Source organism: Streptomyces sp. NPDC046308 (assembly GCF_055588065.1).
Genome location: NZ_JBVJFB010000005.1, coordinates 436,373 through 449,936, shown reverse-complemented (window position 1 = coordinate 449,936; position 13,564 = coordinate 436,373). Strand labels below are relative to the sequence as shown.

Below are 13,564 nucleotides of genomic sequence, written 5' to 3'. Positions count from 1 at the left end.
AGCCGCCGGCCCGGGTCACCCGTGCCAGGACCGCCACAGCGCCGCGTACGCCCCGTCGGCCGCGACCAGCTCGTCGTGCGAGCCGAGTTCGCTGATCCGGCCGGCCTCGACCACCGCGATCACGTCCGCGTCGTGCGCGGTGTGCAGCCGGTGGGCGATGGCGATGACCGTGCGCCCGTCCAGCACCCGCGCGAGCGAGCGCTCCAGGTGCCGCGCCGCCCGCGGGTCCAGCAGGGACGTGGCCTCGTCCAGCACCAGCGTGTGCGGGTCCGCCAGCACCAGCCGGGCCAGTGCGATCTGCTGTGCCTGGGCCGGGGTCAGCGCCGTACCGCCGGAACCGACCTCGGTGTCCAGGCCGGCCTCCAGGGCCCGCGCCCAGCCGTCCGCGTCGACCGCGCCCAGCGCCGCCCACAGTTCGGTGTCCCCGGCGCCCGTCCGCGCGAGGCGGAGGTTGTCGCGCAGCGAGCCCACGAACACGTGGTGCTCCTGGTTGACCAGTGCCACGTGCTCGCGCACCCGCTCGGCGGGCATCCCCGACAGCCGCGCCCCGCCGAGGGTGACCTCGCCGGTCCGGGGCGCGTAGATGCCCGCGAGCAGCCGCCCCAGGGTGGACTTGCCCGCGCCCGAGGGCCCGACGAGCGCCATCCGGGTGCCCGGCGGCACGGACATCGACACCTGGTGCAGGACGTCCACGCCCTCCCGGTAGCCGAAGTGGACCTCCTCGGCCCGGACGTCCCGGCCCTCGGGCGCCACCTTCGCGTCCCCCGCGTCCTGCTCGATCTGCCGTACGCCCACCAGCCGGCCCAGCGAGACCTGGGCGACCTGCAGCTCGTCGTACCAGCGCAGGATCAGGCCGATCGGGTCGACGAGCATCTGCGCCAGCAGTGCCCCCGTGGTCAGCTGCCCCACCGACATCCAGCCCCGCAGCACGCAGTAGCCGCCGATCATCAGCACCGAGCCGAGGATCGTCACGAAGGTGACGTTGATGACGGGGAAGAGCACCGTCCGCAGGAAGAGCGTGTACCGCTCCCACGCCACCCACTGCGAGATCCGCCGCTCCGACAGCGCGATCCGGTCCGGTCCGAGGCGGTGCGCCTCGACCGTGCGGCCCGCGTCCACCGTCTCGGTGAGCACGGCCGCGACCGCCGCGTAGCCGGCCGCTTCCGAGCGGTACGCCGACGGCGCGCGCCGGAAGTACCAGCGGCAGCCGATCACCAGCACCGGCAGCGCCACCAGCGCGGCCAGCGCCAGCGGCGGCGCGGTCACCGCGAGCGCGCCGAACAGCAGCCCGGCCCACACCACGCCGATGGCCAGCTGAGGGACGGCCTCGCGCATGGCGTTCGCCAGCCGGTCGATGTCGGTGGTGATCCGCGACAGCAGGTCACCGGTACCGGCCCGCTCCAGCACACCGGGCGGCAGCCCCACCGACCGGACGAGGAAGTCCTCGCGCAGATCGGCCAGCATCTCCTCGCCCAGCATCGCCCCGCGCAGCCGGACCAGCCGGACGAAGAACGTCTGGACGGCGAGCGCCAGCGCGAACAGCAGCGCCACGCGCCCCAGATGGAGCTCGCGCGCCCCCTGCGCGAGATCGTCCACGACCCGGCCCAGCAGGTACGGGCCGATCATGGAGGCGATCACCGCGACCGCGTTGACCGTCACCAGCAGCACGAAGGCCCGCCGGTGGCGGCGGAACAGGCCGCGCACATAGCCCCGTACGGTCGCCGAACTGCCCACGGGCAGGGTCGTGGCCGACTGGGGGGCCGCCGGATCGTACTCCGGCGGCGCCACGCCGATCATGCGGATTCCTCGATCTCTGTGAGTGCTTCTTCCAGCTCGGTCAGTTCCAGCCGAGCGAGGGGCCGCTGCTGCTCCTCGTCCGTCTCACGGGTGACGACGGCCCGGTACAGCGGCTCGCGGTGCAGCAGTTCGCGGTGCGTGCCGACCGCCGCCACCGTGCCCCCGTCGATGAGCACGACCCGGTCCGCCCGGTCCAGCAGCAGCGGCGAGGACGCCAGTACCACCGTGGTGCGGCCGGTGCGCAGGGTCGCGACCCCGTCCGCGATCCGCGCCTCGGTGTGCGAGTCGACCGCGGAGGTCGGCTCGTCCAGCACCAGTACCTCCGGGTCGGTGACCAGGGACCGCGCCAGCGCGAGACGCTGACGCTGTCCGCCGGACAGTGAGCGGCCGCGCTCGGTGATCCGCGCGTCCATCGGATCGTCGACCCCGTCCGGCGCCGACTGCAGAAGTGCGTCCAGGACGTCCCCGCACTGGGCGGCCGCCAGCGCCGCTCCGGAGTCGACCGCGCCGGAGGCCGGTACGTCGAACAGCTCCCGCAGGGTCCCGGACAGCAGCACCGGATCCTTGTCCTGCACGAGGACCAGCGTGCGCGCGGTGTCCAGCGCGAGCTCGTCCAGCGCGACGCCGCCGAGGAGCACCGACGGACCGTCGCCCGTCGCGTCGTCCTTCCCGTCGCCGTCCATGGGGTGGCCCCCGAGGCGCTCGGCGAGCCGGCCCGCCAGGTCCGGGTCCCCGCACACGACGGCGGTGAACCGGCCCGCGGGGGCCAGCAGCCCGGTCTGCGGGTCGTACAGGTCCCCGCCCGCGGCCGGTGCCTCCACGTCCCCAGTCACGGCCCCGTCCTCGGCGGCGTCCGTACGCGTCAGCGACAGCACCCGGGCGGCCCGCTTGGCGGAAGGGCGCGAGAAGGAGTAGGACATGGCGATCTCCTCGAAGTGCCGCAGGGGGTAGAGCAGCGTCGCCACCGCGCTGAACGCCGCGACGAGTTCACCCACCGCGATGCGCCCGTCCACGACGAGCGTGGCGCCGTACCAGACCACCGTGATCAGCAGCGCGCCCGGGAGCAGCACCTGGATCGCGGAGATCAGCGCCCACATCCGGGCACTGCGCACGGCGGCCTTGCGGACTTCCTGAGAGGCCTCGCGGTACCGGCCGAGGAACAGCTCCTCACCACCGATGCCGCGCAGCACGCGCAGCCCCGCCACGGTGTCGGACGCCAGCTCGGTGGCCTTGCCCGCCTTCTCCCGCTGGACGTCGGCCCGCTTGGTGGCGCGCGGCAGCAGCGGCAGCGAGGCCAGGGCGATCACCGGTACGCCGATGGCCACGACCACGCCCAGCTCGGGTGCGTAGAACAGCAGGCCGACGCAGACGAGGACGACGGCGAAGACGGCCGCGAGGAAGCGGGAGACCGCCTCGACGAACCAGCCGATCTTCTCGACGTCGCCCGTGGACACCGCGACCACCTCGCCCGCCGCGACCCGGCGGGTCAGGGCCGAGCCCAGTTCGGCCGTCTTGCGCGCGAGCAGCTGCTGCACGCGTGCGGCCGCGGTGATCCAGTTGGTGACGGCGGTGCGGTGCAGCATCGCGTCGCCGACCGAGATGGCCACGCCGATCAGCAGGAGCAGCGCGCCGACGAGCAGCAGCCGGTCGGTGTCACGTTCGACGACGGCGTCGACGCCCAGTCCCACGGCGTACGGCAGCCCCGCGATGCCGGAGAAGTGCAGGATTCCCCAGCACAGGCTCTTGAGCTGTCCGCCGAGCTGACCGCGCCCCAGCCACAGGAGGAAACGGGGGCCTGAGCGAGCGTCGGGTACCCCTGGATCCGGATACGGAAGATCGCTGATCTGCATGACGCCCCATGACTGGTCGAGTGGTCCAAACCGTGCAAGGTTCGCCTTCCGGACCGGTCCGGGGCAATCGATTTTCCGTCGGCGGGGGCCTCCCGCGATGAGGTCTGCGGACCCCCGGGCGGCGTCGTGCCTGTCCAGAGGGGTCGCACGCGCCGGCGTTCACGGGCGGGTGGCGTGCTCCAGTTCGATCAGCGCCGAATGGTAACTCCGCCCGGTCGCCCGGTCCATGCCCACCTCGCACATCCGGTTCGCCGACAGGTGTGCGTCGAAGTCCCGCGCCGTCACCTCCGCCGCCTCCCGCGCCGTGGCCGAGGCCGTCAGCTCCGGGTGCAGCATCCCCCGGTCGCCCGCGAAGGCGCAGCAGCCCGCGTCGTCCGGGACCACCACCTCCTCGGCGCAGGCCGCTGCCACCGCCCGCAGGTGCGCCTCGTCGCCCAAGTGCCGCATCGAGCAGGTGGGATGGACCACGGCCGAGGCGACCGTGCGCCGGACCTCCAGGTGCGGCAGCAGTTCCTCCGCGGCCCACACGACCGAGTCGAGGACCCGCAGCTCCGCGTGGAGTGACCGGTTGTCCCGCGTCAGGTACGGGACCACGTCGTGCGCGATGCCCAGCGTGCAGGAGGAGGCGTCGACGACCAGCGGCAGCCGCCCGCCGGCCGTCCAGCCCCAGGCCGCCTCGACGATCCGGTTGGCCATCTCGCGGTTCCCGGCGGCGTAGCCCTTGGAGTGCCAGATGGTCGCGCAGCAGGTCCCCTTCACGTCGCGGGGGATCCAGACGGGTTTGCCGGCGCGCTCCGACACGGCCACCACGGCCTCCGGCAGGGAGGGACCGGGACGGCCGCGGGGGCCGCCGAGGATCCGGTTGACGCAGGCCGGGTAGTACACCGCCGCGGCGCCCACCCGGCGGGTCGCGGGCAGGTTCCGCGGGGCGACGGCGGGGATCTGCGGCAGCCACCGCGGCAGAAGGTCCGGTCGTACGGCCTTCCGCGCGGCCTCCGTGACCGCCTCCAGCGCCCGGTCCCCGATCCGGCGGGAGAGACGGTCGGCGGCGGCCGCCGTCAGCCGGGCGGCGGCCTCGACGGCCCGGAACCGCCGGGCGGCCAGCGCGGCGGCGGCCTCCTCGCGCGCGCTGTGCCGGCGGTGGCGGAATTCCCTCATCAGCGCCCCGGTGTCGATGCCGACCGGGCAGGCCAGTCGGCAGGTGGAGTCGGCCGCGCAGGTGTCCACCGCGTCGTGGCCGTAGGAGCCGAGGAGTACGTCCAGCACGGGGGAGCCGGGCTCCTGGCGCACCATCTCCCGGCGCAGCACGATCCGCTCGCGCGGAGTGGTCGTCAGGTCCCCGCTGGGGCACGTCGGTTCGCAGAAGCCGCACTCGATGCAGGGGTCGGCCACCGCCTCCACCCGCGGAATGGTCTTGAGTCCGCGCAGGTGGGCCCGCGGGTCGCGGTCGAGGAGGACGCGCGGGGCGAGCACCCCGTGCGGGTCGACTACCCGTTTGGTGCGCCACATCAGCCCGGCCGCCCGGGGGCCCCATTCGAGTTCCAGGAAGGGGGCCATGTTGCGCCCGGTGGAGTGCTCGGCCTTCAGGGACCCGTCGAAGCGCTCGACGGTGAGCCGGCAGAAGGCCTCCATGAAGGCCCCGTACCGCTCGACGTCGGCCGGGTCGGCGGCGTCGAAGGCGAGCAGGAAGTGCAGGTTGCCGTGGGCGGCGTGGCCGGCGACGGCGGCGTCGAAGCCGTGCTCCGCCTGGAGGGCGAGGAGTGCCTCGCAGGCTTCGGCCAGCCGGGAGGGCGGAACCGCGAAGTCCTCGGTGATCAGGGTGGTGCCGGGGGCGCGGGCTCCGCCGACGGCGGTGACGAAGGCCTTGCGGACCTTCCAGTAGCCGCCGATGGTCTTCGGGTCGCTCGTGAAGGCGTTGGTGACCGAGGCCACCGGGGCGATCAGGTCGAGTCCGGCGAGGGCGCGCGTGGCCCGGCGTTCGCAGGCTGCCCGGCCGGACTCGTCGGGGGCGCGGAACTCCACGAGCAGGGCGGTCGTGTCCCGGGGCAGGTCCGCCCAGTCGGCGGGAACGCCCGCGACGCTGACCGAGGCGCGCAGGGTGTTGCCGTCCATCAGCTCCACGGCGACGGCGCCCGCCTCGTTGAAGAGGGGCACGGCCGCGGCGGCGGCGGGCAGCGAGGGGAAGAACAGCAGGGCCGAGCAGACCTCGCGGTCGAGGGGGAGGGTGTCGAAGACGACCTCGGAGATGAAGCCGAGGGTGCCCTCCGAGCCGACCATCAGTCCCCGGAGGATCTCGACGGGGGTGTTGCCGTCGAGGTAGGCGTCGAGGCGGTAGCCGGTGGTGTTCTTGATCTCGTACTTGGCGCGGATCCGGGCGAGCAGCGCGGGATCGGCCTCGATCTCCTCCTTGATCTCCATCAGGCCACGGCACAGGGCCGGTTCGGCGCGCGCCAGCTCCTCGTCGGCCAGCGGGTCGGCCGTGTCCACGACGGTGCCGCCGGGCAGCACGACGGTGAGGGAGGAGAGCGTGCGGTAGGAGTTCCGCGTGGTGCCGGCGGTCATGCCGGAGGCGTTGTTGGCGACGACCCCGCCGAGGGTGCAGGCGAGGGCGCTGGCCGGGTCGGGGCCGAGGATCCGGCCGTGCCGGGCGAGGGCGGCGTTGGCCCGCGCCACGGTGGTGCCGGGCCGGATCCGGGCCCGCCGGCCCTCCTCCAGCACCTGGGTCCCGGCCCAGTGGCGGCGTACGTCGACGAGGATGTCCTCGCCCTGGGCCTGGCCGTTGAGCGAGGTCCCGGCGGCCCGGAAGACGACCTCGCGCCCGCGGCCGCGGGCGTACGAGAGCACCGCGGAGACGTCGTCGACGTCCTCCGCGATCACCACGACCCGGGGCACGAACCGGTAGGGGGAGGCGTCGGAGGCGTAGCGGACCAGGTCGGAGATCTTCCACAGGACCTTCCCGGCGCCCAGCAGTGCGGTCAGCTCGCCGCGCAGGGGCTCGGGGGTGCCTGCGGCCCGGTGCGCGGGGACCCGGTCGGGGGAGGGGCCGCTGATGCCGCGCGGGCGCGGGGTGCCCGGTTTCGGTTCCGGCAGCGGCATGTGGGCCCCCTCGCCTCGTCCGGGCCCACGTGTGGCCCATTCAGCAGGTGCGCTCCGCCGGCGCGTCCGACAGGGCGTTCAGCAGACCGCCGAGCACTTCGCGCTGGTCGGCGGTCAACGGAGCCAGGATCTCCTCTGCCGCGTCGGTTCGCGCGTTGCGCAGACGGCGCAGCGTGGCGCGACCGGTGTCGGTGAGCTCGATCCGGATGACGCGCCGGTTGGCGGGGTCGGGCGCACGGCGCACGCACCCGGCCGCCTCCAGGCCGTCGACGAGGGTGGTCACGGCGCGGGGGACGACTTCCAGGCGCGTGGCGAGGTCCGCCATCCGGGGCGGCTGCTCGCCCTCGTAGTGCGAGACGAGGCGCAGCAGCCGACTCTGGGCGGGAGTGATCCCGAGCGGCTCCATGTGGCGCTTCTGGATCCGGTGGAGCCTGCGCGTCAGGCGCAGCAGCTGTTCGGCGAGGAGGCGATCGGTGTCGGAGGCGGAGCTCATGCGGGAACAATATCAGGACCCCGTTCATTGTGAGTATAGGTAACAATGACCTATGCTCCCATGGTGGCGACTGGTGCCGGACCCGGCGCCGAACCGACTCCCCGGAGACCTCGACCGCCGACTCGACCCCTGACTCCCGACCCCCGAGAGGGCGCCCATGCCGCACGACGAACCCAAGTGGATTCCATCGAAAGACCCCCTCGATCCGGCCCGCGCCGCCCCCGCGGAACAGCCGCGGGAGCTGCGCCGCATCGTGGCGCTCTTCCGGCCCTACCGGGGCCGGCTCGCCGTCGTCGGCCTGCTCGTCGGTGCCTCCTCGCTGGTCGGCGTCGCCTCGCCGTTCCTGCTCCGGGAGATCCTCGACGTCGCGATCCCGCAGGGCCGCACCGGGCTGCTCAGCCTGCTCGCCCTCGGCATGATCCTCACCGCCGTCGTCACCAGCGTCTTCGGCGTGCTCCAGACGCTGATCTCCACCACGGTCGGCCAGCGCGTCATGCACGACCTGCGCACCGCCGTCTACGCGCAGCTCCAGCGGATGCCGCTGGCCTTCTTCACCCGGACCCGCACCGGTGAGGTGCAGTCCCGCATCGCCAACGACATCGGCGGCATGCAGGCCACCGTCACCTCCACCGCGACCTCGCTCGTCTCGAACCTGACGGCCGTCATCGCCTCCGTCGTCGCCATGCTGGCGCTCGACTGGCGGCTCACCCTCGTCTCGCTGCTCCTGCTCCCCGTCTTCGTGTGGATCAGCCGGCGGGTCGGCCGCGAGCGCAAGAGGATCACCACGAAGCGGCAGAAGCAGATGGCCGCCATGGCCGCGACGGTCACCGAGTCGCTCTCGGTGAGCGGCATCCTGCTGGGTCGCACCATGGGCCGGTCCGAGTCGCTCACCTCGGCCTTCGCCGAGGAGTCCGAGAAGCTCGTCGGCCTCGAGGTGCGGTCCAGCATGGCCGGCCGCTGGCGGATGTCCACGATCGGCATCGTCATGGCCGCGATGCCCGCACTCATCTACTGGGCCGCCGGCCTGGCCCTCCAGACGGGCGCGCCCTCGCTCTCCGTCGGCACCCTCGTCGCCTTCGTCACCCTCCAGCAGGGCCTCTTCCGGCCCGCCGTGAGCCTGCTGTCGACCGGTGTGCAGATACAGACCTCGCTCGCGCTGTTCGCCCGCATCTTCGAGTACCTCGACCTGCCGGTGGACATCACCGAGCGTGCCGAGCCGGTGCGTCTCGACCGCGCCAAGGGTGAGGTCGTGCTGGAGGACGTGCACTTCGCGTACGACGCCACGAGCGGACCGACCCTCACGGGGATCGACATCACGGTCCCGGCCGGCGGCTCCCTCGCCGTGGTCGGCCCGACGGGATCCGGCAAGAGCACGCTCAGCTACCTCGTCCCCCGGCTCTACGACGTGACCGGCGGACGGGTCACCCTGGACGGCGTGGACGTGCGCGACCTCGACTTCGACTCGCTGGCCCGTTCCATCGGCGTGGTCTCCCAGGAGACCTACCTCTTCCACGCATCGGTCGCGGACAACCTGCGCTTCGCCAAGCCGGACGCCACCGACGAGGAGATCACGGAAGCGGCCCGCGCGGCGCAGATCCACGACCACATCTCGTCGCTGCCCGACGGGTACGACACCCTGGTCGGCGAGCGCGGATACCGGTTCTCCGGAGGCGAGAAGCAGCGGCTGGCCATCGCCCGCACCATCCTGCGCGACCCGCCCGTGCTGATCCTCGACGAGGCCACCAGCGCCCTGGACACCCGTACCGAGCACGCCGTCCAGCAGGCCATCGACCACCTCTCGGCCGGCCGCACCACCATCACCATCGCGCACCGCCTCTCCACCGTGCGCGACGCCGACCAGATCGTGGTCCTGGACGCGGGCCGCATCGCCGAGCGCGGTACGCACGAGGAGCTGCTGAAAGCGGACGGCCGGTACGCCGCCCTGGTCCGCCGGGACCGGGACGCCGCGCTGGCGCCCGAGCCGCCCGAGGGCCTTCAGCTGGCTCCGGTGAAAGTGTGACCGTATGACCGGAACCTGGGCGGGATGCCGGAAATGTAAAGATTTGCGGGTTAGCGTTGCCGCATGCGTCATGAGTATCTGTCGCCGCAGCACCGATCCCGGCTCACCCGCCGGGGCCGGCTGGCGCTCTTCCTCGGCACGCTGCTTGCCGTCGGTGCGGCAGCCCTGATCCTGCTCCTCGGGGAGGGGGAAGCGCCGGAGGAGCCACGCCGGTTGGTGATTCCCGAAGGGTGGCGCGCCGCGCAGGTGTACGCAGCCATCGAGCGCGAGCTGAAGCTACCGCCGGGCTCCGCGAAGTCGGCGGTCGCCACCGCCGGACTGGCCCTGCCCGCGGAGGCGAAGGGCAACCCGGAGGGCTACCTCTTCCCGGCGACCTACCCGGTGACCTCGAAGTCCACCCCGGCCACGCTCCTCGCGCACATGGTGCGAACGGCGAACGAGAAACTCGCCACCAGGGCCGTCGCGGACGGTGGCAAGGTCCACGGCCTGACCCCGTACCAGACGGCCACCCTGGCCAGCATCATCGAGGCCGAGGCGGAGGGCCGGGCCGACATGGGCAGGGTCGCACGGGTGGTGCACAACCGGCTGGCGAAGTCGATGCCGCTGCAGATGGACTCCACCATCAACTACGCGCTGAACCGCAGCACGGTGGACACCAAGCTGAGCGACACCCGCATCGACAGCCCCTTCAACACCTACGAGCGCCAGGGTCTGCCGCCCACGCCGATCGACAGCCCGGGCCTGGAGGCCATGGCGGCCGCGGTCGCGCCGACGCCCGGCGACTGGCTCTTCTTCGTCACCGTGAAGCCGGGGGACACCCGTTTCTCGGCGACCTACGACGAGCACAGGAAGCACGTCGCGGAGTTCAACCGGATCCGCGCCCACGCGGGTCCCCGCGCAGGTCAGGGCACTGCCCCCGGGAAATGATCGCCGTCGCCCCTCCCGGGAGCGGACGCGGGCGGCCGGGTCAGACCGCGGGCGAGCCCACCCGTTCGCGGGTCAGCAGCCGGCGGATCTCGCGGACCGCGGCCCCGCCCGCACGGTTGGCGCCGATGGTCGATGCCGAAGGGCCGTAGCCGACCAGGTGGATCCGCTCGTCGCGCACGGCCCTGGTCCCCTCGACCCGGATGCCGCCGCCCGGCTCGCGCAGGCGCAGCGGGGCCAGGTGGTCGACGGCCGCGCGGAATCCGGTGGCCCACGGGATGACGTCCGCCTCGACGCGGCTCCCGTCCGCCCACACCGCGCCGGTGGTGGTGATGCGCTCGAAGACGGGCCGGCGGTCCAGGACACCCGAGGCCAGTCCGGCGCGGACGGCCTCGTTCAGCGGGAGCCCGGTCACGCTGACCACGCTCCGCGGCGGCAGCCCCCGGCGCACCCGTTCGTCCACCAGGGCCACCGCGGCCCGGCCCTCGGCCTCGCCGAAGCCGCCGTCGCGGAAGACCGGGGGCCGCCGGGTCACCCAGGTGGTCTCCGCCGCCACCTCGGCGATCTCCAGCAGGTGCTGCACGGCCGAGGTGCCGCCGCCCACGACGATCACCCGCGCCCCCGCGAACTCCTGCGGCCCCGGGTAGTTCGCCGTGTGGAGCTGGCGCCCCCGGAAGGTCTCCTGGCCGGGGTAGCGCGGCCAGAACGGCCGGTCCCAGGTCCCGGTGGCGTTGATCAGGGCCCGGGCCGACCAGACGCCGGCCGAGGTCTCGACGCGCAGCCGGCCGCCGTCCCCCTCGCGTACGGCCGAGACGTCCACGGGACGGCGTACGCGCAGGCCGAAACGGTCCTCGTAGGCGGCGAAGTACTCCCCGATCACCTCGGACGAGGGCCGCAGCGGGTCGGCGCCGGCCAGCTCCATGCCGGGCAGGGCGTGCATCCCGTGCACCCTGCCGTAGGTGAGCGAGGGCCAGCGGAACTGCCAGGCCCCGCCGGGGCGCGGCGCGTGGTCCAGGACCACGTGGTCGAGCCCCGCCCGCGTCAGGTGGTAGGCGCTGGACAGGCCCGCCTGCCCGGCGCCGACGACCACCACGTCCGCCACGTTGACCGTGTCCACCGTGTCCGCGTCCCGCATCGCATAGTTCACGGTTCTACCAACCGGCGGGGGCTGCGGGATCTTCCCCGGCCGGCCGGCCGGCCGTCGCCGACCGCCGCCGCCCCGCACTACGGCGCCAGCAGCCCGCGCGCGGCCAGTTCCGGGGTCACCCCCTCGCCGAACCAGTAGGCCTCCTCCAGGTGCGGATAGCCCGACAGGACGAAGTTCTCGATCCCGAGCGCGTGGTACTCCTCGATCCGGTCCGCCACGTCGCCGTGGCTGCCGACCAGCGCCGTGCCGGCCCCGCCGCGGACCAGCCCGACCCCCGCCCACAGGTTCGGCGAGATCTCCAGCCCGTCCCGCGAACCGCCGTGCAGGGCGAGCATCCGCTGCTGGCCCACCGACTCGCTCGCGCCCAGCAGCGACTGCGCCCTGGAGATGTCCGCATCGTCCAGATCGGCCAGCAGCCGGTCCGCCGCGCCCCAGGCCTCCTTCGCGGAATCCCGCGAAATCGTGTGCAGCCGGATGCCGAAGCGGACCGTCCGCCCCCGCTCCTCGGCCAGCGAGCGGATCCAGTCGATCTTCTCCTTCACCTGCTGCGGAGGCTCCCCCCAGGTCAGGTACACGTCGGCGTGCTCGGCGGCGACGGGCCCCGCCGCCGCCGAGGAACCGCCGAAGAAGATCTCCGGCAGCGGGTCCGGGGGCAGCGCCGTCAGCCCGCCGTCGATCCGGTAGTGCTCGCCGTGGAAGTCGTACGGCTCCCCGCGCCAGGCCCCCCGTACGACGGACAGGAACTCGGCGGTCCGCTCGTACCGGCGGTCGTGGTCGAGGTGGTCCCCGAAACGCCGCTGCTCCGCCGAGTCGCCGCCCGTCACCACATTGAGCAGGAGCCGGCCCCGGGTGATCCGCTGGTAGGTCGCGGCCATCTGCGCGGCGAGCGTCGGCGAGATCACGCCGGGCCGGAAGGCCACCAGGAACTTCAGCCGCTCGGTGTGCTGCGAGAGCGCCACGGTGGTCAGCCAGGCGTCCTCGCACCAGGTCCCGGTGGGGGTCAGCACCGCCTCGAAGCCGAGCCGTTCCGCCGCCTTGGCGATCTGCGCGAGGTACTCGATGTCCGGCTCGCGCACCCCGGGCGCGGCCGTGTTGTGGGCGTAGGCGTGCCGGTCGACCAGGGTGCGGCCGTCGCCGCCGGTCGGCAGGAACCAGTGCAGACGGACCGCCATCAGGAGGCCTTCCCGTACGAACGCGGGGCGGTGGTGGAGGGCGGCAGGGTGCCGTTGAAACGGGTGTCGACGAAGTCCTTGAAGACGACCTTGCCGGGGATCAGCTTCAGCTCGGTGAAGGTGTCGGCAATCTTCTGCTCGGAGACCACGGCCGCGTCGTCCACGGCCACCGGGACCCGGGTCCCGTTGCTGCGCTTGACCGCGTCGAAGGCCACCTCGTACGGCAGGCCGGTCTCCTTCGCCCAGACCTTCGCCCACTCCTCCGGGTGCTCGTACACCCAGTTCTGGGCGCGCTGGAGCCGGGACAGGTAGTCGCCGATGGCCTTGCTCTTCGCCGGGTCCTCCAGGGCGGCGGGCGCCGCCACCTGGAACCCGAGGCCGTTGACCGTGCCCTCGCCCGAGACCAGGACGCGGGCACCGGTGCGCAGCACCTGGGAGGTGTACGGGTCCCAGACCGCCCAGGCGTCGACCGCGCCGCTGTTGAAGGCGGCCAGTGCGTCGGCGGGCTGGAGGAAGTTGACGGTGACGTCGGAGGGCTTCAGGCCCGCCTGTTCGAGGGCCGCGATCAGCTGGAAGTGCGCCGAACTGCCCTGCGCGACCGCGATCTTCCTCCCCCGCAGCTCGGCGGGGTTCTGGAGGGCCGAGCCCTTCGGGACGAGGATCGCCTCGCCCGCGGAGGAGCCGTGCGTGGCCGCCACCACGGTGATCTTCGACTTGGCGGCCGCCGCGAAGACGGGCGGGGTGTTGCCCACGCCGCCGATGTCCACGGCCTTGGCGTTGACGGCCTCCAGCAGCGGCGGCCCGGAGGTGAAGGTCGACCACTTGATCGTGTAGTCGAGCTTGTCCAGCTCGCCGGCGGCCCGCAGCAGCGACTCGTTGCCGCCCTTCTGGTCGCCGACGTTGAGCGTGACCGCGGTGCCCTTGCCGTCCTTCCCCTCCTGGCCGGCCGCGCCCGTGTCGGCCGCGGAGTTCCCGCCGCAGGCGGAGAGGACGAGGGACAGCGGAACGAGGGCGGCGAGCAGCGGCAGGGTATGGCGTCTCATGGGGATCTCTTCGTTCTGTTGA

At 73.2% G+C, this 13,564-nt stretch carries 9 protein-coding genes; 2 read left to right on the top strand and 7 right to left on the bottom strand.

Annotated elements, in window-relative coordinates:
• Positions 1-15: 15 nt before the first annotated feature.
• The 4 genes from ACZ6JT_RS22800 to ACZ6JT_RS22785 form a co-directional block, all read right to left on the bottom strand.
• The gene (locus tag ACZ6JT_RS22800; protein ID WP_469212315.1) at positions 16-1,797 is read right to left on the bottom strand and encodes an ABC transporter ATP-binding protein; all 1,782 of its coding nucleotides are present in this window, start codon (positions 1,795-1,797) and stop codon (positions 16-18) included.
• Positions 1,794-3,647 carry an ABC transporter ATP-binding protein gene (locus tag ACZ6JT_RS22795; RefSeq protein WP_469212313.1) on the bottom strand — a complete coding sequence of 618 codons (1,854 nt, stop codon included), beginning with the start codon at positions 3,645-3,647 and terminating at the stop codon, positions 1,794-1,796. The genes ACZ6JT_RS22800 and ACZ6JT_RS22795 overlap by 4 nt, the downstream gene beginning before the upstream one ends.
• A gap of 159 nt (positions 3,648-3,806) precedes the next feature.
• Entirely contained in the window at positions 3,807-6,743 is a 2,937-nt protein-coding gene (locus ACZ6JT_RS22790; RefSeq protein WP_469212312.1) for an FAD-binding and (Fe-S)-binding domain-containing protein, read from the bottom strand.
• A gap of 40 nt (positions 6,744-6,783) precedes the next feature.
• Positions 6,784-7,236 (bottom strand): MarR family winged helix-turn-helix transcriptional regulator, encoded by a 453-nt coding sequence (locus tag ACZ6JT_RS22785; RefSeq protein WP_469212310.1) that lies wholly within the window; start codon positions 7,234-7,236, stop codon positions 6,784-6,786.
• Positions 7,237-7,393: 157 nt separating this feature from the next.
• Here ACZ6JT_RS22785 and ACZ6JT_RS22780 point away from each other — a divergent pair, with 157 nt between their 5' ends.
• Entirely contained in the window at positions 7,394-9,256 is a 1,863-nt protein-coding gene (locus tag ACZ6JT_RS22780) for an ABC transporter ATP-binding protein (RefSeq protein WP_469212308.1), read from the top strand.
• A 63-nt stretch (positions 9,257-9,319) separates the two neighbouring features.
• Complete coding sequence (gene mltG, locus ACZ6JT_RS22775; protein ID WP_469212307.1) at positions 9,320-10,183, top strand: endolytic transglycosylase MltG; 864 nt, start codon at positions 9,320-9,322, stop codon at positions 10,181-10,183.
• Between the two features lie 40 nt (positions 10,184-10,223).
• On the opposite strand, the gene ACZ6JT_RS22770 is transcribed toward mltG, so the two are convergent.
• The 3 genes from ACZ6JT_RS22770 to ACZ6JT_RS22760 all read right to left on the bottom strand — a co-directional run bounded on the left by ACZ6JT_RS22770 (position 10,224) and on the right by ACZ6JT_RS22760 (position 13,542).
• Entirely contained in the window at positions 10,224-11,315 is a 1,092-nt protein-coding gene (locus ACZ6JT_RS22770; protein ID WP_469212572.1) for an FAD-dependent oxidoreductase, read from the bottom strand.
• 89 nt (positions 11,316-11,404) lie between these two features.
• Positions 11,405-12,499: an LLM class flavin-dependent oxidoreductase gene (locus ACZ6JT_RS22765; protein WP_469212305.1), complete on the bottom strand. Its 1,095-nt coding sequence runs from the start codon at positions 12,497-12,499 to the stop codon at positions 11,405-11,407.
• On the bottom strand, positions 12,499-13,542 hold the full coding sequence (locus ACZ6JT_RS22760; RefSeq protein ID WP_469212303.1) for an ABC transporter substrate-binding protein: 1,044 nt from the start codon (positions 13,540-13,542) through the stop codon (positions 12,499-12,501). Before ACZ6JT_RS22760 ends, ACZ6JT_RS22765 begins: the two co-directional genes overlap by 1 nt.
• Positions 13,543-13,564 lie beyond the last annotated feature (22 nt).

Bases quoted from the DNA above. Each gene is read 5' to 3' on its own strand.
- ACZ6JT_RS22800 (WP_469212315.1), bottom strand. From the start codon at position 1,797: ATGATCGGCGTGGCGCCGCCGGAGTACGATCCGGCGGCCCCCCAGTCG.
- ACZ6JT_RS22760 (WP_469212303.1), bottom strand. From the start codon at position 13,542: ATGAGACGCCATACCCTGCCGCTGCTCGCCGCCCTCGTTCCGCTGTCC.
- ACZ6JT_RS22790 (WP_469212312.1), bottom strand. From the start codon at position 6,743: ATGCCGCTGCCGGAACCGAAACCGGGCACCCCGCGCCCGCGCGGCATC.
- ACZ6JT_RS22765 (WP_469212305.1), bottom strand. From the start codon at position 12,499: ATGGCGGTCCGTCTGCACTGGTTCCTGCCGACCGGCGGCGACGGCCGC.
- ACZ6JT_RS22785 (WP_469212310.1), bottom strand. From the start codon at position 7,236: ATGAGCTCCGCCTCCGACACCGATCGCCTCCTCGCCGAACAGCTGCTG.
- ACZ6JT_RS22770 (WP_469212572.1), bottom strand. From the start codon at position 11,315: ATGCGGGACGCGGACACGGTGGACACGGTCAACGTGGCGGACGTGGTG.
- ACZ6JT_RS22780 (WP_469212308.1), top strand. From the start codon at position 7,394: ATGCCGCACGACGAACCCAAGTGGATTCCATCGAAAGACCCCCTCGAT.
- mltG (WP_469212307.1), top strand. From the start codon at position 9,320: ATGCGTCATGAGTATCTGTCGCCGCAGCACCGATCCCGGCTCACCCGC.
- ACZ6JT_RS22795 (WP_469212313.1), bottom strand. From the start codon at position 3,647: ATGCAGATCAGCGATCTTCCGTATCCGGATCCAGGGGTACCCGACGCT.